Genomic DNA, 20,538 nt, shown 5'->3' with positions numbered 1-20,538 from the left:
CTATTTATTCCATTAACGATTTGTGAATCCAAATCGCTGCTTGAGAGCCATCTCCTAAAGCGATCGTAACTTGTTCAGAATGCGCGACTACATCTCCTGCCGCCCACACATGCTTGATATTGGTCATTTTCGATCGAGGATCAACGACAATATGCTTATTCTCCAAAAGCTCCACACCAAGTTGCTTCGCTAGTTGTGATTTTACTTCATTCGCACCAAAGGCAACAAATCCATGATCCGCAACTAGCTTCTCTCCATTTTGAAGGACTACCCCTTGAAATTGCTCCCCCTCTGCTATACATTCCAAAATGGGGCTAGCATAGTAACCAATTTGTTTTTCATGAAGCTTATTAATTAGTTCAACGTCGACAGGCTTTTGTTCATGATTAATATAGATTAATTGCTCCGTCCAATAAGACAGCGTTAAGGCCATATTTGCCCCTACGTTTCCTGAGCCAAGAACGAGAGTCTTCTGGTCCTTTATTTCATACCCATCACAGTCAGGGCACACATATACACTAGAGCCAAGACACGGAATCAGAGAAGGTAAGTCAGGTAACCGATCCATGACTCCTGTAGCCAGCAAGAGTCGCTTTCCTTGAAAAGAATCACCATTTTGAGTGTGGAGAAAAAAGATTTCACCTTGTTTTTCCACCGACTCCACTTTTCCGAGGAAAAACTCCACGCCTAATTTTTCAGCTTGCTTCCTTCCAATCGTCCGTAAATATTCTCCACTCACACCATCTGGGTAACCTAATACATTATGATAGCTCCTACACAATGTTGAACGGCCAACCCCAGCATCAAGGACCAGTACTTGATGCTGATATCTCCCTAATTGTATCGCTGCTTGTAAGCCAGCAATGCCCCCACCGATAATGACACAATCATAAATCAAGAAAAAATCTCCTTTCGAACAAGGTTGCTTTATAGTTTTCCCGAGAGGAGATTGAATATGTCTATATTTAAACTGCGCCCTTTTGGCGCTGCGTCTGCACTAAATCAGCATAGAAGCCATTTTGCTCCATGAGCTCTTTGTCCGTCCCTTTTTCGATCACCTTTCCATCCTTTAAAACAAGAATTAAATCAGCATGCTGAATCGTATTTAGGCGATGAGCAATAACAAACGTCGTTCTTCCCTCCATCAGCTTGCTCAATGCTTCTGAAATTTTCATTTCTGTTATCGTATCGATGCTACTCGTCGCTTCATCAAGAATAAGGAGACTGGGGTCAGCAAGCATCGCTCTCGCAATCGAAAGAAGCTGCCTTTGTCCTTGGCTTAAATCACTTCCTTCTGATGTCAAAACGGTATCATAGCCATCTGGTAGTTTCATGATAAAATCATGGGCATTAGCGCCTTTAGCAGCCTCCACTAACTCATCATTTGTTGCTTCCAGCTTGCCGTAGCGAATATTTTCTCTTACTGTCGTACGAAAGAGGACTGAATCCTGAAGAACAAAGGCCATTTGTCTTCTCAAGCTTTGCCTTGTGATACTTTGGATGTCAATCCCATCGACATAAATGACTCCCTCATCCGCATCATAAAAACGGGACAAGAGGGAAATAACAGTCGTTTTCCCAGCACCCGTTGGACCAACAAGGGCCACCGTTTTTCCTGGCGGGGCATGGAAAGAAACATGTTGGAGGGTCGCCACTTCTTCCTCATAGGAGAAAGAAACCTGATCAAAAACGATATCTCCTTTTAAAGAGGAAATTGTTTTTGCCTCGTTTTCATCTTTTCCTTCTACCTTTTCATCGATGATTTGAAAAACACGTTCGGCTCCAGCAACAGCAGAAAGAATCATATTAAATTGATTCGCCAAATCGTTTAAAGGACGGGTAAACTGTCTTGAATACGTTGTGAAGGTAACGATCACTCCAATTGACACAGCGCCCTTAAGCGCTAAAATACCGCCTATCCCGACAATGATCGTAAAGCTAATATTATTTAACATATTCATCAATTTCGGGATAAACCCTGAATAAGCTTGAGCCCAATAGCTAGAGGTTCTAAGCTCTTCGTTTTTAATCTCAAACTCATCAATGACCCGTTTTTCCTGCGAGTACATTTTGATGATTTTTTGACCGGAGATCGTTTCTTCAATATACCCATTCATATCTCCAAGATTTTTTTGCTGTTCTTTAAAATAAGCCCCAGTGCGATTGGTAATCCACTTCATTCCAGCAAACAATACCGGCACTATTAACAATGTTAGCACTGTCAATAATGGGCTTAACCACAACATCATCACAATCGTTCCAATTAACGTTAATGTACTTGTGACCACTTGGATAACCGCTCCATTAAGAGTCCTACTGACATTTTCCATATCATTTGTTAAGCGACTCATCAATTCCCCATGTTGACGCTTTTGAAAAAAAGGAATCGGTAGCTTTTGTAGATGGGAGAATAATTGATTTCTCATATAGAAGACAACATTTTGAGCAATTCCGATCATCCAATAATTTTGGAAAAAGACCGCCCCTGACTGGAGCAAATAGATAAGTATAAGCCAGGTAAGCATCAGGAGCAATTCACTTCCAGCCCAACCCGCTAGCACCCCATCTACAGCAAGGCCCATTAAATAGGGTCCGATTAAGGAAAGAACAGAGCTGATGATAATCATGACCATCACAAGAAGGAAGAGGCCTTTCTCTTTGGCCATATAGCTCCACATTCTTCGCAAAGTACCGTTCATATTCTGAGCTTTTTTAGCCAACACAACCAGCCTCCTTCTCTTCTGACTGAGATGAGTAGATTTTTTGATAATAGCCACTTTCCTTTAGAAGGTCACGGTGATTCCCTTTTGCGACAAGCTTCCCTTCATGGAGGAGGAGAATCGAATCAGCTTCCTTCACAGAACTAATTTTTTGAGCAATTAACAAAATCGTACATGACTGTTTTTTTAACGTACCTAGAATGCTCACTTCCGTTCGAGCATCCAAAGCACTTGTACTATCATCTAACAAGAGAATGCTAGGTTTTCTAACAAGCGCTCTTGCAATCGAAAGCCTTTGTTTTTGGCCACCGGAAAAATTAACCCCTCGTTGGCCAATCAAAGTATCATAACCATTTGGTAATTTCATAATAAAATCATGGATTTCTGCCTGCTTGGCCGCCTCCATTACTTCTTCTAAACTCGCATCCTCTTTCCCCCAACGAATATTATCTTGTATTGTCCCAGAAAATAGATGGGCCTCTTGAGGAACTAAGCCGATTTGTTGACGAAGACTTTCTACGTCCATCAATTTCGTATTCTTCCTATCAATGTAGATCGTTCCAGATGTTGCCTCATATAACCTTGGGATTAATTGAAATAGCGATGATTTCCCCGAACCAGTCTCCCCCAGTATCCCAACTGTTTCACCCGCTTTGATCGAAAAAGAAAGATCTTTTAAGACGAAGTCATCCTTATAACGAAAGGAGACTTTATCAAACTCGATATGACCATCCATTTCCCCTGTTGTCGAGCGTTGTTGCTTCCATTCATCTGTTTCTTCCTCGAGTACATCCGTTATCCTCGCCGAAGAGGCTTTCGCTCTAGAATAATTCATCATTAAAAAGGAGAAAACCGTAAAGGAAAACATAATCCGTGTGGCATAATTAATGACGGCGACGATTTCCCCCGCTTGAGTAGCACCAACCCCAAGCTCCTTATGTCCAAGCCAAAGGATAAGAATGATCGCCCCATTCATCCCCAGCATCAGAATCGGCATCGTCAGTTCCATAATCCTTAACGCTTTTTTATTGTCACCCATTAAGGATGCGTTCACCTTAGTGAAGCGCTTCTCTTCAAACGATTCTCTTGTAAATGCTTTTACTAGTCGAATCCCTAATAAATTCTCGCGAATAACCCGATTCAATGAATCTAATTTTTGTTGAACTCGTTGAAATAGAACGACCCCTTTTTTCAAGAGCCAGAGGGTGATCAACAATAAAATAGGCACTGTTATGAGTAAAATATGAGCTAGTTTTACATTCACCATATACGCCATAATGATGCCGCCGAGAATAAATAAAGGCGCTCTCAAAGCAATCCTAAGCCCCATAAAAATGAAGTTTTGAATTTGCGTAACATCATTCGTTAAACGTGTTATCAGTGATGAGGTTGGAAACTTTTGAAATTGATGGAACGCGAATTCTTGAACCTTATGAAATAACTCCTTACGTATTCCGTAACCTGCTCCTTGACTTACCTGAGCAGCATAAAAGGAATTGATAATCCCGCCAGCAAAAGCAATTAGCGAGGAGCCTAACAATACACTTCCCCACAAATAAACAACATTAAGGTTGCCCGCGACAATTCCTTCGTCAATGATGGTAGCCATTATAACGGGCTGATACAGCTCGACCGCCAGCTCCAGCACGGTAAAAAATAGGGCGATCCACATCGCTAATTTGTATGGTTGAACAAATCTAAACAGTAATTTCATCCGTCTTCCCCCGTAAATCTTCTCTGCTGTAATGGACACCTTCTCACCAACAAAAATGCATCCGATTTAGCATATTTGATTTACCAATTTTACCAAAAATTCATTATTTTCGATACCCTTCGGTTTCCTAAATTTATTTAGACCCCAAAAAAGCACCTACAAAATGTAGGAAGCTTCCGGTTTGACTAATTCGATCCAAACATCTCTCACCCTTAAGCGGAATTTTTCCTGTTATCTCCTCAATGAAGACCCTTTTAGGGGAAATAACGGAAGATTTTCCGCTTATGGAGGGCAAAATCGTTTATTTTGGCATTTTTTGAGGGAATAGCAGGAATTTTTCCTGTTATTTCGGCTCTTTTTCATGAAGGTTGCTCATTAAGCGGAATTTATACGAAAATTGATGCTGGTTGCTCAAAAAAAGCAAAAAAAGACCCCCTAAGGTCTAAAATTGTACTTTTTAAAAATGGGTTATAGGCAGCTAGCTGGTTTGTACTTGCTCTAACTGTATCGCATAACCCATTTTTTCTATTTGTTTTTTTAATTGTTCTAACGTTCTTTCTTTCTTATTTGGTAAATAATGCGTGCCTAATTCACTGTACTCTACTTTATCTGATAAGATGTGATAAATGATGCGAAGGTAGAGATGAGCGGTTGCGATAGCTGCTTTCTTTTCCCCTTGTCGTCGCTTTACTCGATGAAAGAACGCTGTGATTCTACAATCTTTTTTTCTATTTATTGCCCAAACGGATTGACAAAGCATCGCTTTTAAATGCTTGTTCCCTTTACGGGACTTCGATTTTTTTTTTACACCTGCACTTTCGTTATTTCCTGGACATATTCCAGCCCATGAAGCTAGATGGGCTTCTGTTTCAAATAGCTCCATGTTGGTTCCGATTTCTGCAATGATGCACGCCGCGACATCAGTATTAATGCCAGGAATCGTATCCAGGAGTTCAACTTCTTCTTCGTATGGTTTCAGTAGTTCTTGAATGGATTTCTCAAGATGTGTCACTTGTTCTTCTAAAAAAATGATGGTGTTCATGTGCATACGGATCATTTCTCGATGATGCAATCGTACCTTTCCATTTAAAGCATCTAGTAATTGAGGAACCTTTTTCTTCAGTTTTGTTTTAACCAAGGATCGTACTTGTTCTTCGTCTAGCACTTCGCCATTCATTAGTTTTTCTAGAAGAGCCCGTCCAGAAACGCCAAACAAATCAGAAACGAACGTAGTTAGTTTGATGTTGGCATCTTGTAATAACTTGTGAATACGATTCTTTTCGGATGTAATCATATGGACAAGTTTTTGACGATAGCGCGTTCGGTCTCGTAAATCTCGAATCTCCTGAGTTGGTACCATGCTCGCTTGAACGAGACCACATCGATGCAGTTGAGCGATCCATTGAGCATCCTTGATATCAGTCTTACGCCCTGGCATATTTTTAATGTGAGCTGGATTGGCAAGCGTGAGTTGACAAGATGATTCAAGAATGTTCCATACCGATTTCCAATAAACACCGGTACTTTCCATAGCTACCTCCGTACATTTGTGTTCTGCTAACCAATCTTGCAGTTGAAGTAACTCAGGAGTTGTGGTTCCAAAATTCTTGATTAACGGCTTAGGTTTTCGATCTAATGGACTGTTCAAAATACAAGCCGTAATCGATTCTTGATGAACATCTAAACCAGCACAACATTTTCGAATAGCATCCATGAAGATTCCTCTTTTCATTAATAGACTCACAGATTATACACTTTTAAGTAGTTGTAGTTTTATACACGTGCTCGAGGCAACAATCGGCGGTACTCGTAAGTGCAATAGGCCGGATTTTTCCTCGGGTTTAAAAACTCCAATATTCCGACGGCCTTTAATCTGTTACTAATAGTCTAGACAAAAAAATGGAAATATAATTCATTCGTGTGCTGTACACCATACCAATTTTCATATCTCGCGGTGACCATTAGGTCATGTTTGATTTTTCCTGTTATTTTTTCATACCGATACTACTACCGTTTATACGAACGTTTTATCCACAAGTCGAGGGAATTTATAAATTCCCAGACAATAAAAAAAGCACCTAGCAATCTAGCTAGAGCCTTTTTAGTCCTGACGCGTATTTAATTTTTCCCTTTTGGATTTTGAACCCCGAATCTGGCATTAATTTGCCCTCGAAGCATCTGATTACGAATCTTTGCATCATCCTCTTTCTTTTTATTTTTCAACATTTCCTGTCTGATTTCATAAGTCCGGACACCTTCATCTCTTTTGTTAGCGATATCAATTAATCGTTCTACATCTGAGAATGAGTATTTTCGATTTCCTCGTTCCGTTCTTTCTGGAAAAATTAGCTTCCTTTCTTCGTAGTATCTTATTTGCCTTTCTGATAAACCAGTTAACTCACTAACTACACCGATTGTGATTACCTTTCTATTCTTATATAAAGGGTCTTCTTTCATCTCTTCACCCCTCGAGTTGTTTGTTTATTCTAATTATATATCGAATTCCGAAAAATCTTTAGTGTTTTGTTAGATTTTCTTACATAAAATAAAAAACAACGTAAGATTATATAACAAAAGAGGTGATTTAATGTGTAAACCTCCATACAATGTTTACATATACAAGAAAACACATAGTAAAAAGGATGAGAAAAGTCAATTGACTTCCAAAATATTAGTCTAGGGGAAAAACAAAAAAAGGGTGAGAGCGCATGCCAGTACTGAGAAATGCGGTGCAAAAAAGAAGGGAGCATGTCATTTCAGTATTGATGAATACAGGGGTTTTCAAACAAGAAGAGATCCAATCATTAACATTAACAGAGCTCGAAGTTGAATATAAAAAGTTATCAAATAAAAAGAAGGGAGTAATTAAAAATGGCCAATAAAGAAGATGTCATAGATTTAGCAAAAAAAATTGTTGAATTAGATATATTACGAGATCAAATTTGGGAAAACTTTGCGGAAGCTGCAGGAGAGCGCGCCGACGAGCTACTTCGTAGAGTACAGAATAGCCAGAAGGTAGTGTAGAGCAAAAGAAGGAATTTTACGGTATTGAGATTCCTCATTTAGAGTTCCATCCCCCAAAAACGATAAAGGGCCACCCTAAACTCGAGGGTGGCCTTTTATCGTAAGTCATCTAGAATAAACATAGATATGCGTTTCATCAATTTCCAAAGGAACCCCACGCAGCTTTACTGTAACGTCAACTAAATGTTCCCCAGTCTTTAAATCAAACTCCCAGCCATGCCAAGGACAGCGAATAATTTGGCCGTCCTTTCCATAGTTATATTCATAAACATCCGACGTTAGACGAGTCCCTGTGATTTTTCCTTCACAAATTGGAGCAGCAAAATGTGGACAGAAATTTCTCCATGCATAGAATTCACCATCAACATAGAATATCCCCACTTCTTGACCATTTACGTTTACTATTTTTTTGCCGTTTTCCTTTACTTCTTCAATCGTCGCTACACTTTGTTTCGTCTTTTTGTTATCCGTCAACATCTTAACCTCCAACTACATTCGTCGTCTCATCTTCTTGCACTTTACTCGTTAAACCATAAACCTCAATGGCATTAGTCGATTTAATTTTCGTACGCATTTCCCGTGGTAAACCTGATAGAACCATACCTGGGTTATCATAATCCCAATGAGGATAATCCGATGAAAACATGACCATATCATCTGCCCCAACCATTTCAAAAATCTGTGTGAGAAATTTCGGGTTTTCAGGCTCTTCAATTGGTTGAGTCGTAAAGCGAACATTCCTTTTAATGTAATAGGATGGTAAATGCTTTAACCACGGCACTGTATCCCTTAATGCCCTATAATTTTTGTCCATTCTCCACATTAATTGAGGTAGCCAGCTAATTCCTCCCTCAATGGCAACAAAAATGAGATTAGGGAACTTTTCGAATACCCCTTCACAAACAAGGCTGTTGATGTGAGCCATAAAACTTGTTGGAATAATGTTGTGATACTCTAGATAACGAGTAGGATATCCAGATGCTGTAGGAGGTCCAGCGATGCTTCGACCTTCCACTCCTGGGTGAATCGCAACAGGTAAACGATATCTTTCCGCCGTCTCATAAATCGGGTGATAGTACCGCTGCCCATATAAATTCCGCCCTGCGCTACTCATAATAATTTGCACCATATCTGGATGTTGGGCCATTCTTTCAATTTCTTTTACGGCTGCGACTGGATCTGAAGGATTGATTAATATCGACCCTTTGTATCTTGGACTAACCTTAAGCCATGTATCAACTAGGTGATCATTGTAGGCACGTGCAATCGCATTGCCATAATCGAGATCAGGATGAAGGGAAACACCTAAGATCCCAGGGGTTCCTGTTAAAATCCCATAATCGACATTATATTTATATATATGCTGTTCTAAAAGAAACTCTGGATCCGATCCAGCTACTCCCCCATTTGGAGGATTTGCATCCTTACGTCTCACCCCAACAGGACTATAATAACCGGAAAAATTAATTCCACTTTCCAACCACTGTTGGTGCCAAGCTTTCGGTAAATATGGTAACAATTCACTTAATTCCTTAAAGTCATTATGAATATCCGTATCAATTAATTGAGGCGCTTCCTTTTCTGCCATCACACATTCTCCTCTCTTATTCCTTCTTATTAAACTTTCTCTGCTTCTATATTTGTAGCTGACTGTTTTGACCGACGGGTGAGCGAAAGTACAATGATGATAAAGGCTAAAGCAAACCCAATTACATTAATGATTGCCGTGTAATCTGCTCCTTTCAGAGGGTAAAGCATCAGCACACCGGCAATGAACGTACCTATTCTCGTTCCCCAATTTATTTTCTTAAATAAAAACCCTGTAAGCCCCGCTCCAATAATAATTGTACCGAGGACAGCTGTCGCAAACGATAATAGGGTATCCCCCAATGTGCTTTGCATGATTAAACTTGGATCATAAACAAAGATAAAGGGAATGATATAAGCTAACATTCCTAGCCTGGTAGCTGTTAATGCCGTTTTCATCGGTGACGTTTCAGCAATAGCAGCTGCTGCAAAGGCAGCCAAGGCAATCGGTGGTGTGAAATTAGAAACGATTGCAAAATAAAAGATAAATAGATGAGCAGCTATTGGAATAATGCCAAAGTCAACTAAAGCAGGAGCAACTAATGTAGCCACTAAAGCGTATGCTGCTACTGATGGCATTCCCATTCCAAGAATAATAGAACCTACCGCCGCTGACAGAAGCAATAAAATTAAACTTTGATTTCCAATTTGTACGAGGAGATAGCCAAATGTGAACCCTAGTCCAGATACAGAAATAACCCCCATTACTAACCCCGCAACTGCCAATGCACTCGTGACATCTAAAATTAATCGGCCCGTTCCTTCAACAGCCTCTTTTAAACGAGTAAAGAAAGATACTCGATTTTCCTTTTTTAAGGCGAAAATCGGAATTGCGATTAATCCTGAAAGCACACCCGCTGTTGCTGGATTTAAGCGAATAATGAAAATCGTATAGATTAACACGGCGATGACAATAGCAACAGGCCATGCATCCTTCAATGTTTGTTTGACTTTTGGCATATCTTCTTTTTGAACTTTTCTAAGTCCGTGTCTTCCAGCTTCTAAATCAACTTGAACAAAGACAGCGACATAGAAAAGAATAGCTGGGATGAGAGCAGCTAAAGCAACATTCGCATAAGGAATACCTAAGCGCTCTGCAATCATAAATGCAGCTATCCCCATTACAGGTGGCATAATTTGCCCGCCAGAAGAAGCGACCGATTCAACTGCTCCTGCAAATCGACGAGAGTAGCCATTTTTTATCATCAATGGAATTGTTACACTACCTGACAAGAATACATTGGACACTGGGGCTCCCCCAACTGTTCCTACTAAACTTGAACCGACAACTGCGGCTTTTGCTGGGCCACCACGAGTTCTTCCAAAAAAGAGGAGAGCAATATTTGTTAAGGCGTCTCCGCCTCCATATTTCAAAAGAATTTGGCCGAAGAAAATAAATGCTAGACCAATCGTGGCGGCCATCCCAAGTAGATTCAGCATACTGTTCGGATCCAGGTAAAGATACGTTAATAACTTCCCCCAAGAGATTGGTAACCCAGACCAGGAACCAGGTAAATAAGAGGAATAGGCCCCATATAAAATAAATACAATCGGGATAATGACCAATATCTTTCCGATTAGACGACGTCCTGCTTCAAGGATTAATAGAATGGTCAAAAGCGCTAATATCGTTCTCTCTGCCGTTACTTCCCCTAATGTTAAAACAAGTTTTGGATAATTTATCGCAATCCAAATACCAGCAGGTAGTGAAAGCACGCAAAGAACGATATCGTACCAAGGAAGCGAGTCATTAGCGACTCGCTTATTTAATGGGAGGGAAAGGAATGTACTCACTAAAAACAAGCTGATAAACACGCCAATCCATTGTTCACTATAAAGTGATAAGCCAAGGTAGGTATGCACATTCAAGATAAACGATAAGCCTAATAGTACCGTTCCAATAAAAAGACTGGCCTGTATCACTCTCGGAATACCTGTTAAGGTTCGATAACGATTAAAGTTTTGCTCTGGTTTATTACTCATACGCAACCTCCCCTAGCCAATTATCAGTTACTCTCATGTTCATCCGTCCATACACCGATCTCTTTATAAAATTTAACCGCTCCTTCGTGATAAGGGATCGGTGGTTTCGTAGTAGCCATATTATCTGGTGATAAATTCGCTGTCCACGGGTGAATATCATGCATTTTTTCTGAGTTTTCCCAGATCGCTTTTAATACCGTGTAGACCGTCTCAGGACTCGTATCTTCCGTCGCAACCATAAACATTTCATAAGATGGAAGTAACGTATCTTCTGTCAGAATTCCTTCACCACCTGGTGCCGGATGTAAGAACACCCCTGGTAACAAATCATCCATTATCGCTTGTAAATCATCTGGTAAACCATCTTGGATGTCTTCTGGTTTTAAGTCAGCAAAAGGAAGGATCTTTAAGCCTACAGCCTGATGCACTTCCATCGTATTTGGCGAAGTGTAGCTAGCAGCTATAACTGCATCAACAGCTCCATTTTGTAAACTTGTTAAAGCTGTATTTGTATCAGGTACAGGAACCTCTTTTACGTCATCCCATGTTAATCCCGCTGATGCTAGTAATGCTTCAGCAATCAAATCTGAGAAGACGTTCCCTCCGTAATCACTTCCAACTCTCTTACCTTTTAAGTCTGCTAAACTATCTATTCCACTGTCTTCTCTTACAGCTAAACCACTATTACTAAGAAGTGGACCGCCAAATAATACGCGAAGATTCTCTGTTGCATTATCAAAACCTGGTCCACCAGATTGTGCCCATGCTGCATCTGGACCCGCAATTAACCCAAAGTCCACTCGTCCTGCAGCCATATCAGACATCCATGCGTTTGGACCAGCAGTCGGCTGAACAATTGCTCGAATTGGTGTGTTATCAGAAATAACTGAAGCTAATCCTGAACCAACTGTATGGTACCCTCCACCTTGAGCATGAGTAACAATGGAAACAACATCAGGTAATTCAGCTTCTTCTCCGCCATTTCCATTGTTTTGATTTTCATCTACAGTTCCTGTGTTGCCTGAATCAACTTGCTCTGTTCCGGATTCACTACAGGCAGCAAGCACAAAAATCAAAAGAATAAATACAAAAACATAACACCAGTTTGACTTTTTCATCGACTTTCCCCCTCAACAAGTTTTACCATTGAAACAGCCTCAAAAGATAACGCTTACATTTCATTCGAAATACTCAGCAATCTCCACAAGATTCTCATCTGGATCTCGAATATATATGGAATTCATCATTCCTAATGCACCATTTCTATGAATCGGACCTAACTCAATGCTTATCCCTCGCGTTAACAGGTGTTCTTCTACCTTTTTAATAGGTGTTGTTGTAATGAGACAGAGATCGGCAGATCCAGGAGTCGGATTTAAGGCCTTTGGTTCGATTGTAGTACCAGCTTCATGTAGATTAATTTGTTGTTGACCAAACTTTAAGCCAATCCCTTTTTCACCATATCTAGTCAATTCCATAGCTAAAGTTTCTTTATAAAAAAAGAGCGTCTTTTCAAGATTCTTCACTGTTAGCACAATATGATCGATACTATCAATCTTCAATTTATACACCTACCTTATTTAGAAAACGTTTTCTTAAATGAATGGATTTTCAAGCAAAAAGTGACTTGTTCTCTCCCTTCTTATTAATATTTATTATTTTCTGAAATTTCTTATTTATAAATTTACAACATATGATTCATATATACAAACGGTCTTAACGATTGCATTTATAGTTAAAAACGATTAATTAACCTCATTCGCAAGTTGATTACCTTGTTAATAAACTGGATGCATATTAAATTACTAGTAGAAGTAGTTCTATTTTTAAGGGGGATATCATGCAAATACATCAACTCGAATATGTAATTGCTCTTGAGAAATATCGTCACTTTTCCTTAGCTGCCAATGAAATAAATGTCTCACAGTCTACTCTTTCTGACCAAATTAGAAAACTTGAGAAAGAGCTTGGCATCGAGCTTTTCGTCAGAACTACTAGAAAAGTAGCTTTAAGTTCAGCTGGTGAAGACTTCCTTATTTATGCAAAACGAATATTAGCTGAAATTGATAAAGCGAAACAAACGATGATTGAACATCAAAACCTTTCAAAGGGAAGAATAAGAATTGGTGCCATTTCCACGATTACTCATTTAGGAATTACAGCGATTATTGCGAACTTCCAAAAAGAGTATCCTGGGATTAACATTGAGATCCTTGAAGCCAATAGTGATAAGTTATTTGAAAAGTTTCAAACATCTGAGATTGATGTTGCTTTTATAACCTACCCCTATATTTCTGATATCGACTTTGATTTCTATCCAGTGACAGATGATGAATTAGTTGTCATCGTAGGAAATGAACATCCTTTAGCTAAAAGAGAGAAAGTTTCCTTTTCCGAACTTGTAGGGGAAAAATTTCTCCTTATTAAAGCAAGTAAAGGATTGCAAAACACTTTAATCCAAGCATGTCACGAAGCTGGCTTTAACCCTAATATTATTTTAGAAAGCTATCATTCAGAAACCATTTGTGGATTAGTGGAAGGTGGTATGGGGATCTCTTTCTTTTCAGCTAGACTCGCCCGTTCCTTGTTAAACACCAACTCACAATTTAGTATTGTTTCACTCAATACATCGATAAGAAGAATTACGGGATTAGCCATTCCGAAGCAAAACCATTTATTATCTGCGAAGACCTTTCGAGATTTTGTGTTACAGCATCCAATCTAATCGTGTGCTAGTTACAGATGCCCGAAAAGTCAATAACAGTGGTTATCTAACCAAAGAATTTAAAATAAATAGGGAAACCTTTCCGAATAGGTCTCCCTTAAAATTTGCATAACACTAAACCGATATAGAGCAATTTTTTTAAAATCCTGTACTTCGAAATCTCTGCAAGAAAGCTTGTAGTCTTTCGCTTTTTGGATTTTCGAGAATTTCTTTTGGGCTTCCTTGCTCTTCAATTTGCCCATCGTGAAGAAACACAATTCGATCTGCTACATCTCTCGCAAAATCCATCTCATGTGTTACGAGAATCATGGCCATATCTGTCTCCTGTGCTAAATCTTTAATGACCTGAAGAACTTCGCCGACTAATTCTGGGTCAAGAGCAGATGTGACTTCATCAAATAACATCACCTTTGGGTGCATAACGACTGCACGTGCGATTGCCACCCGCTGTTTTTGCCCTCCTGAGAGTTGCTCCGGATACGCATCTAGTTTATCTCCTAACCCCACCTTTTCAAGCATATCAATGGCTCGTTCTCTTGCCTCCTCTTTGGACAGACCAAGGACGTGAATGGGCGCTTCTGTTACATTTCGTAAAATCGTCATATGAGGAAATAGATTAAAATGCTGAAAAACCATTCCAATATCAGAGCGCATTTTCCGCAAATGTTTTTCATCTGCAGGAACCAGTTTTCCATCGCTTCCTTCCTTATGCCATAATGGCTCTCCATTCATTTTAATGATTCCTGATGTTGGTTTTTCCAGTGTCATTAACATGCGAATGATCGTTGTTTTCCCCGACCCACTCGGACCAATAAGAGCCACTTTTTCACCAAAGCTGATTTGTAAATCGACGCCTTTTAGTACTTCTATGTTTCCAAAGCTTTTCGTTACCTGTTCATACTGAACCAAGGATTCTGCCTTCTCACTTATCGGCTCCTCTATCATTAACTCTTTTTCAATCGCACTCATTTCCCATCATCCTTTCAATTCTTTTCTTGCACCGAAGCCCAGTTTCGCCCTCTTTTCGAGCTTGTTAATCAATAATGCAGAAGGATAACTTAGCAATAAGAACAATACTCCGACAATGGTGATCGGCTCTAAATATTTAAAATGAGCTGCGCCAATTAACTGTGCCTCTTGCAAAAATTCACCAACACCGATCGCCATCAAAATAGGCGTTTCCTTAAAAAGCACGAGTAAATAGTTCCCCATCATCGGGATAACAGGTGGGATCGCTTGAGGAAGAATAACTTTGAACCAAGTATGGGTCTTTGTGAAGTTCATTGCCTTCGCAGCCTCCCATTGTCCCTTAGGTACTGCCTCAATGCCTGAACGATATACCTCTGATAAATATGTACTATAGTGGATTCCTAGAGTCAGAATGCCCGCAGTATATTTATCAAAGGAAATACCAAGCGCAGGAAGAGCAAAGAATACGAAAAATAATTGCACTAATGGCGGAGTACTTCTTACAAATTCAATAAATCCATAGGTAGTAAGCGACAGTAGCTTAAATTTCGATCTCCTCGCAAATGTTAAGACCAATCCAAATATAAGAGAAAAGATATAAGCACCAAATGTAATGCCAATGACAAGCCATATCGCAGAAGCAATTTCGGGGAATACTTGAAATGCAAAGTCCCAATCCCAGGTCATGCTCTAACCACTCCTCTCGATGCATTCTTCTCCAATTTACGCACCCCAATTATGAGAGGTAAGGCAATAATAAAGTACAACACTAATAAAACAATAAAGACAGGGAATGTATAGCTAAGATTCGTATTTTGTAGGATTAGCCCTTTGTAGGTTAAATCAGTCAGTGTGATAAGGGATACTAAGGAAGTTCCTTTTAAGAGTTCAATTAGGGTATTCCCGAATCCAGGGAGCATCATGCGAATGGCCTGTGGCAAGATGACTAACCTCATTCTTTGCCATCTCGTCATGTTTAAAGCGATCGATGCCTCCGTTTGACCTTGAGGAATGGCCGTGATTGCCCCCCTTACAATTTCCGAACCATAGGCCCCATAGTTAAGACCAAGGGCCACCACTCCTGCTAAAAATGGAGTAAATTGAAATCCGAAAGCTGGTAAGGCAAAGAAAATCCAAAAGAGTTGTACGAGTAGTGATGTACCTCTAAATAGTTCCACATAGACAGCAGTAATTCGCCTTATCATCGCAAATCTTGATATTCTTCCTAGCCCTGCAATAAACGCCACGACAATGGCAAGGCATGAAGCGGCTAGTAAAATTTCAATGGTGACAATTACTCCGGGGAGAATTTTCGGAATGATATCTAAATAAGCACTCATTCACCCTCACATCCTTTCTTCTCTAGTTCGTTTCTACTCTAAAAACCTGTTATCCAAAAACAGGCACTCACTACGAGCGCCTGTTGATGGATCAGATCTTAGCCTTCACAAAGTTGTTGTGCTGTCATATCTCCTGGTAGGTCCGCTTCTGTAAATCCAAATTTACTTATAATTTCTAGTAATTCTCCTGAATCCTTTAATTCTTGAAGTGCTTCATTATAAGCTTCTCTCAGTTCATCATCTTCAATCGCAAAGCCTGCCGCACCATAGCCACGAACACTCTCTCCGTCTACTATCGGCTGTGAAAACTCCTCAACTCGATCAATATTTTTTGCATTCGCCGTTTCAAGAGCTGATTCCAATGTTGGTCCTGTCATCGTAATTGCATCCACTCGTCCTGATTCAAGCGCCGCAATATTGGAAGGAATATCCTGAACGATTTCCATTTGGTCTTCTGACACACCTGCTGCTTTTAAATAGTCGATTTCAATCGCTCCGTTCATCACAGAAATTTTGACATCTGGATTGTTTGCGATATCTTCATAGCTATGTAGATTATGTGGGTTATCCTTTTGTACAGCTAGAGCCTCTCCAATACTATACTCAGGTTCTCCAAAATCAATTTGCTTACAACGATCAGGTGTTATGTACATGCCAGCCGTAATGACATCAAAGTTTCCTGACTGCAGTCCTGGTATGAGAGAGCCAAACTTCGTTAACTTCCCATCCATTTCCTCAATGCCTAGCTTTTCAAAAACCGTTCTTGCCACTTCAACCGATTGCCCTGTTAAATTGCCATTTTCATCTTCATATGCGTACGGGACTTCTCCAGAAAATCCCACTGTAATTTTACCTTCTTCTTTTACCTTTTCCAGTGTAGACATATCTCCTTCAGATCCTGATGACGTTGATGAGCAAGCAACTACGCTCAGCATCAAAAGACATATGACTATTCTTGTATAAAATTTCTTCAATGATCAAACCCCCTAATAATGTTGAAATAGTTTAAGATTGGTAGATTCTGCTTCAATAAGCGTTAAATATGGAAATTATCGAAGTTAAACTGAGGAAACAAGTATGAAAGCGGCATATAACTAGTCTAAGGGAAAAGAAAATGTCGTACAAATTGGATATTTCATGAATATTCCGGATATTCAAGCTTCAACTAGCGAGAGCTGTTTCATAATGGAAACATTCTTATAAATGTTAGCAGATCCTCTAACATCCTACCAAAGAGAATTGAAAACGTTACCTTTTTCCTATCGTTTCCATGACATTTTTCCCTACTCAAAAAAAGTGTTCATAATTGAATTTCTTTTTTCCACCTTCACAATGGTATAATTTATTGAACATTATTTTTTGCAGGTTTTTTTATTAGAAAAACTCAAGTATTAATTACATTGTCGACTTACGTATCAAGTTAAACATCATTAAAGAATGCTCGGAGTGAAATTTTTTGGAATCTAAGAAAGCGTTACCTATTTTATTTATCGTTATGTTTTTAGTGATGGTCGGTTTTGGCATTATTATCCCCGTACTTCCTTTTTACGCAGAGAATATCGGGGCATCCCCTACTGAACTCGGGTTATTGATGGCCGTTTATTCGATTATGCAGTTTCTTTTTGCACCAATGTGGGGTCGGATCTCTGATCGTATCGGTCGAAAGCCTGTCATCATGATCGGAATATTGGGGTTAGCATTATCCTTTTTTCTAATGGCTATCTCTCATCAGCTATGGATGCTTTTTTTAGCGCGAATTCTTGGAGGTTTCCTTTCCTCTGCTAACATGCCTACGGTCATGGCTTATGTAGCAGATATTACGTCTGAGGAGAATAGAGGAAAGGGAATGGGCCTAATTGGAGCGGCCACTGGACTTGGTTTTATCTTCGGTCCTGCTGTTGGTGGAGTCTTTTCCGAAATCGCATTAAGCCTTCCTTTTTATATTGCTGCGGCTTCTTCACTTTTCACTTTCTTTTTAGTTTTCTTTATTTTAAAAGAATCCTTACAAATCGAAGAGCGCAAGCACACCTCTAAACGAAAGACTCCGTGGAAGGAAGCGGTAAGCAGCCCTGTCTCGATGCTCTTTTTTTTACAGCTATTTGTCTCGATTTCACTAGCAGGCCTAGAAGCGACTTTTGCGTATTTTGCAGCTGTAAAGGCTGGGCTGGATGCCGTCAAGCTCGGATACATTTTTATGATTATGGGACTAGCTCAGGCATTCGTCCAAGGTGGTTTAATCGGAAGACTTACGAAACGCTATGGTGAAGGACCAGTTATTCAAATGGGCATCTTTATTTCTGCAATTGGATTCGGACTTATTCTCCTTTCCAATTCCTTTTGGACAGCCGCTCTTTATTTAACAGTGTTCGGCGTAGGAAATGGACTTATCCGACCAGGAGTATCCTCATTACTTACGAAAAAATCAAGTACTGGTCACGGGAGCACCACTGGCATGCTTTCCTCCTTCGATTCACTCGGTAGAATTATTGGACCACCGTTAGGAGGATGGCTCTTCTCCATCTCCATTGGACTGCCCTATTTGAGTGGGATCGTTTTATCAATTATTGCAATCTTCATTTTTTACATGTATGCAAATAAACAAAAGAGTCTTGTGATTGAGGAGCAAGGGTAAAGATAAAAGAGTCATGTTGAATAATTCTCAACATGACCTTTTTCACTACGTCTTATTCTTTTTACTCACTGCCTTTTCAAGTCGTCGAAAGCGTCTTAAATCAGCTTTCCGAATGGGGAGTGGTTCATGCTTCAACAATTTCACAATAGCTATCGTTAACATTAATAATAAAACCGTAAACGGGAGGGCTGCAATCAATGAAGCCGTTTGTAGGGCTTCAAGTCCCCCTGCATATAGCAAAACCGTAGCAATCGCTGACATCAGAAATCCCCATATAAACTTTGCGACTTGCGGAGGATGCAAGCTGCCAGATGTCGTCATACTCGATAGAATATAAGTAGCTGAATCGGCTGATGTCACTAAAAAGGTAAAGATCAATAGAATCGCAAGAATTGACATTACAGTTGATAATGGCAATTGGTTAAAGGTCGTAAACAAAGCTGTTGTAATATCCGCATTAACTGCCTCTGCTATCCCTGCCTGAGCATTTAAATCATTCCAAAGAGCCGTCCCACCGAAAGCAGCAATCCAAAGACAAGCAATTAAAGGCGGGATAATCATTACCCCCATAATATACTCTCGAATGGTTCTTCCTCTGGAGACACGAGCCACGAACGCTCCTACATACGGAGACCATGCAATCGCCCAAGCCCAATAGAAAATCGTCCAATCACGGACCCATGTTCCGCCCTTATATGGCTGCAGACGCAAACTATATTGAATAAAATTGGCAAAATAATCGCCAATCGCTAATGTAAAGCTTTCTAAAATCATCACTGTTGGGCCTGTAATTAAAACAAATGCGAGAAGAAGAATAGCAAGTCCTAAGTTCAAGTTGCTCAAAAACCGAATGCCCTTATCCAATCCAGTTGTAGAAGATAACATATAAGCGACAAAAATGATAAAGATAATAATCAATTGAGTTATAAAAGAATTGCCTGTCCCCCATACACTGTGAAGTCCACCAGCCATTTGCAGGACACCTAGCCCTAAGGATGTTGCAATCCCCATGACCGTAGCTATAACAGATAGCGTATCAATGGAGCTTTTTACAATCGGCTTGTCCCCGACAACCGGTTCAAGAGCAGTGGAAACTAGCCCATTTTTATTTTTACGAAACTGGAGAAAACCGATTACAAGTCCAACAATGGCAAATACAGACCACTGACTAATGCCCCAATGAAAAAAAGAATAGCCCATCGCAATTCTAGCAGCCTCCTCGGTTTGAGGCTCTACGCCAGCAAAAGGAGTATTAAAAAAATGACTCATCGGCTCAGCTACACCCCAAAAGACGAGACCTGCCCCAAATCCAGCCGAGAACAACATGCCAATCCATGTGAAAAATGAAAATTCAGGTCGCTCTTCCTCTCCCCCTAAACGAATTCCTCCATATTTGCTAAAAGCCAATCCTATTAAGAAAATAATGAGGATAAAGACAGCAAGAAGATAAAACCAGCCGAAATTGACCGTTGTAAAATTAAACAATCTTCCAGCCACTTCCCCGAATTTCACAGGTACAATCGCCCCAATGATCACAATAATCATAATAACGGCGGCTGATACTGAAAAAACAGGGTTTCTCCATAAATTTTTATCCATGTAAACCCCCTAGAAAAATTGATTTCTCCGTTATTTTGACCTGTTTTTCTAGATGAATTCGTGAGCAATAAAATAACCCTCTTATTTAATTGAATATCTACAACAATTTTTAATAGTAACTCAACTTTAATGATTTATATCTGTTAGGTCCAACACGACAAAAAACAAACAATTATTTCTTTGTATATTTTATTCCATTATAATAATGGCTAGGGGGTGACCCAATGGCACGTGATCGTAAATTC

Annotated in this window: 19 protein-coding genes; 4 read left to right on the top strand and 15 right to left on the bottom strand. The window is 39.8% G+C overall.

Annotation, left to right across the window (positions count from 1 at the left end; all coding sequences use genetic code 11):
• Positions 1 to 4: 4 nt before the first annotated feature.
• The 5 genes from AA0X71_RS01295 to AA0X71_RS01275 form a co-directional block, all read right to left on the bottom strand.
• A complete protein-coding gene (locus AA0X71_RS01295) occupies positions 5 to 898 on the bottom strand; it encodes an NAD(P)/FAD-dependent oxidoreductase (protein ID WP_413358307.1) in 894 nt (297 codons plus the stop codon).
• Positions 899 to 965: 67 nt separating this feature from the next.
• Positions 966 to 2,699, bottom strand: a complete 1,734-nt coding sequence (locus tag AA0X71_RS01290; RefSeq protein ID WP_413362428.1) for an ABC transporter ATP-binding protein — start codon at positions 2,697 to 2,699, stop codon at positions 966 to 968.
• A gap of 13 nt (positions 2,700 to 2,712) precedes the next feature.
• Positions 2,713 to 4,434, bottom strand: a complete 1,722-nt coding sequence (locus AA0X71_RS01285) for an ABC transporter ATP-binding protein (RefSeq protein ID WP_413358305.1) — start codon at positions 4,432 to 4,434, stop codon at positions 2,713 to 2,715.
• A gap of 478 nt (positions 4,435 to 4,912) precedes the next feature.
• A complete protein-coding gene (locus AA0X71_RS01280) occupies positions 4,913 to 6,148 on the bottom strand; it encodes an IS110 family transposase (RefSeq protein WP_413356132.1) in 1,236 nt (411 codons plus the stop codon).
• Between the two features lie 404 nt (positions 6,149 to 6,552).
• Complete coding sequence (locus AA0X71_RS01275; RefSeq protein WP_019154079.1) at positions 6,553 to 6,891, bottom strand: MerR family transcriptional regulator; 339 nt, start codon at positions 6,889 to 6,891, stop codon at positions 6,553 to 6,555.
• Positions 6,892 to 7,142: 251 nt separating this feature from the next.
• Between AA0X71_RS01275 and AA0X71_RS01270 the strand changes: the two genes are divergently transcribed.
• Both AA0X71_RS01270 and AA0X71_RS01265 read left to right on the top strand, forming a co-directional pair.
• Positions 7,143 to 7,316 (top strand): Fur-regulated basic protein FbpA, encoded by a 174-nt coding sequence (locus AA0X71_RS01270; RefSeq protein WP_413358303.1) that lies wholly within the window; start codon positions 7,143 to 7,145, stop codon positions 7,314 to 7,316.
• Positions 7,306 to 7,458, top strand: coding sequence for a hypothetical protein (locus tag AA0X71_RS01265; RefSeq protein WP_413358301.1), 153 nt, complete (start codon positions 7,306 to 7,308; stop codon positions 7,456 to 7,458). Before AA0X71_RS01270 ends, AA0X71_RS01265 begins: the two co-directional genes overlap by 11 nt.
• 105 nt (positions 7,459 to 7,563) lie before the next feature.
• Here the strand turns inward: AA0X71_RS01265 and AA0X71_RS01260 are convergent, their stop codons facing one another.
• Genes AA0X71_RS01260 through AA0X71_RS01240 form a run of 5 tightly spaced genes read right to left on the bottom strand, consistent with a single transcriptional unit; the run spans position 7,564 to position 12,599 of the window.
• Positions 7,564 to 7,932 carry a Rieske (2Fe-2S) protein gene (locus tag AA0X71_RS01260; RefSeq protein WP_413358299.1) on the bottom strand — a complete coding sequence of 123 codons (369 nt, stop codon included), beginning with the start codon at positions 7,930 to 7,932 and terminating at the stop codon, positions 7,564 to 7,566.
• 4 nt (positions 7,933 to 7,936) lie between these two features.
• A complete protein-coding gene (locus AA0X71_RS01255) occupies positions 7,937 to 9,046 on the bottom strand; it encodes an amidohydrolase family protein (protein ID WP_413358297.1) in 1,110 nt (369 codons plus the stop codon).
• 29 nt (positions 9,047 to 9,075) lie between these two features.
• A complete protein-coding gene (locus tag AA0X71_RS01250; protein ID WP_413358295.1) occupies positions 9,076 to 11,028 on the bottom strand; it encodes a TRAP transporter permease in 1,953 nt (650 codons plus the stop codon).
• Positions 11,029 to 11,051: 23 nt separating this feature from the next.
• Positions 11,052 to 12,146, bottom strand: a complete 1,095-nt coding sequence (locus AA0X71_RS01245) for a TAXI family TRAP transporter solute-binding subunit (protein WP_413358293.1) — start codon at positions 12,144 to 12,146, stop codon at positions 11,052 to 11,054.
• Positions 12,147 to 12,206: 60 nt separating this feature from the next.
• Positions 12,207 to 12,599 carry a VOC family protein gene (locus AA0X71_RS01240; protein WP_413358291.1) on the bottom strand — a complete coding sequence of 131 codons (393 nt, stop codon included), beginning with the start codon at positions 12,597 to 12,599 and terminating at the stop codon, positions 12,207 to 12,209.
• A 269-nt stretch (positions 12,600 to 12,868) separates the two neighbouring features.
• Between AA0X71_RS01240 and AA0X71_RS01235 the strand changes: the two genes are divergently transcribed.
• Positions 12,869 to 13,753: a LysR family transcriptional regulator gene (locus AA0X71_RS01235; protein WP_413358289.1), complete on the top strand. Its 885-nt coding sequence runs from the start codon at positions 12,869 to 12,871 to the stop codon at positions 13,751 to 13,753.
• A gap of 138 nt (positions 13,754 to 13,891) precedes the next feature.
• Here the strand turns inward: AA0X71_RS01235 and ehuA are convergent, their stop codons facing one another.
• From ehuA to ehuB, 4 genes are all read right to left on the bottom strand, one after another.
• Positions 13,892 to 14,722, bottom strand: coding sequence for an ectoine/hydroxyectoine ABC transporter ATP-binding protein EhuA (gene ehuA, locus AA0X71_RS01230; RefSeq protein WP_413358287.1), 831 nt, complete (start codon positions 14,720 to 14,722; stop codon positions 13,892 to 13,894).
• A 6-nt stretch (positions 14,723 to 14,728) separates the two neighbouring features.
• Complete coding sequence (gene ehuD / locus AA0X71_RS01225) at positions 14,729 to 15,409, bottom strand: ectoine/hydroxyectoine ABC transporter permease subunit EhuD (protein ID WP_413358285.1); 681 nt, start codon at positions 15,407 to 15,409, stop codon at positions 14,729 to 14,731.
• Complete coding sequence (gene ehuC, locus AA0X71_RS01220) at positions 15,406 to 16,062, bottom strand: ectoine/hydroxyectoine ABC transporter permease subunit EhuC (protein ID WP_413358283.1); 657 nt, start codon at positions 16,060 to 16,062, stop codon at positions 15,406 to 15,408. The genes ehuD and ehuC overlap by 4 nt, the downstream gene beginning before the upstream one ends.
• 98 nt (positions 16,063 to 16,160) lie before the next feature.
• Positions 16,161 to 17,036, bottom strand: a complete 876-nt coding sequence (ehuB, locus tag AA0X71_RS01215) for an ectoine/hydroxyectoine ABC transporter substrate-binding protein EhuB (protein WP_413358281.1) — start codon at positions 17,034 to 17,036, stop codon at positions 16,161 to 16,163.
• A gap of 482 nt (positions 17,037 to 17,518) precedes the next feature.
• Between ehuB and AA0X71_RS01210 the strand changes: the two genes are divergently transcribed.
• Entirely contained in the window at positions 17,519 to 18,694 is a 1,176-nt protein-coding gene (locus AA0X71_RS01210; protein ID WP_413358279.1) for an MFS transporter, read from the top strand.
• A 45-nt stretch (positions 18,695 to 18,739) separates the two neighbouring features.
• Here the strand turns inward: AA0X71_RS01210 and AA0X71_RS01205 are convergent, their stop codons facing one another.
• Positions 18,740 to 20,293, bottom strand: coding sequence for a BCCT family transporter (locus tag AA0X71_RS01205; RefSeq protein WP_413358277.1), 1,554 nt, complete (start codon positions 20,291 to 20,293; stop codon positions 18,740 to 18,742).
• Between the last annotated feature and the right edge of the window lie 245 nt (positions 20,294 to 20,538).

Source organism: Robertmurraya phoenicis, from assembly GCF_047302285.1.
GTDB lineage: Bacteria > Bacillota > Bacilli > Bacillales > Cytobacillaceae > Robertmurraya.
The sequence above is the reverse complement of the archived record's forward strand: the minus strand, read 5'-3'. Positions and strand labels throughout refer to the sequence as shown.